This window comes from Bacillus sp. 22446 (assembly GCF_052044955.1).
Classification (GTDB): Bacteria; Bacillota; Bacilli; order Bacillales; family Bacillaceae; genus Bacillus; species Bacillus altitudinis.
In genome coordinates, this window is record NZ_JBQEOD010000023.1 from 1 (window position 1) to 666 (window position 666).

The window sequence follows — 666 nt, forward strand, 5'->3', positions numbered from 1 at the left end:
GGTTTCCCCCTGTGAGAGTAGGACGCCGCCAAGCTTTTCAAAGGATCAGTTCCAATCGGAACTGGTCTTTTTTGTGCTGTTTGAAAGAAGATCACCTTGATACAGATGTGGTATAAATCAGGTTGTTTTAATTCACTATAAGCGTGGAGATGCTCTAAATTAACGTGAAAGTCTGTGAAGCATGTTCACTTTTAAGTATGGAGAAAAGTAATAGAGAGAAAGAATAGCAGGTGTATAGATGCCTGATACAAATTCATTCATTTAAATGGAGTTGTATAAGTCTATTTTATTGAAATCAAAACATTCATTGCGTTTAACAGTTAAAATGAAGAAATATCTATATCATTAAAGTATAAAAATTGAAAGGCTGCTGATATTTTTAAAGGATTTACTCGTTTTTAAAGAGAATATAGAGAAGAGAAATACAGCTGTTAATCGCTGAATTGAAGCTATTTTGACTGGTAACATCAACATCATCTGTTAAAAGAAATACGTCATGAAAAATGAAATAAAATTTTTTTAATATAGCCTTTACAAATGAGTGAAACCTGTATATAATAATCTTTGTCGGATCGAGAGATTCCTACATAGTGGAGGATTAGCTCAGCTGGGAGAGCATCTGCCTTACAAGCAGAGGGTCGGCGGTTCGAGCCCGTCATCCTCCAC

1 tRNA gene is annotated in these 666 nt (G+C 35.1%); it reads left to right on the plus strand.

Annotation, left to right across the window (positions count from 1 at the left end):
* Nucleotides 1-592 precede the first annotated feature (592 nt).
* Nucleotides 593-665 (plus strand) — tRNA-Val (locus ACTJJD_RS19310).
* The last annotated feature ends 1 nt before the right edge of the window (nt 666 follow it).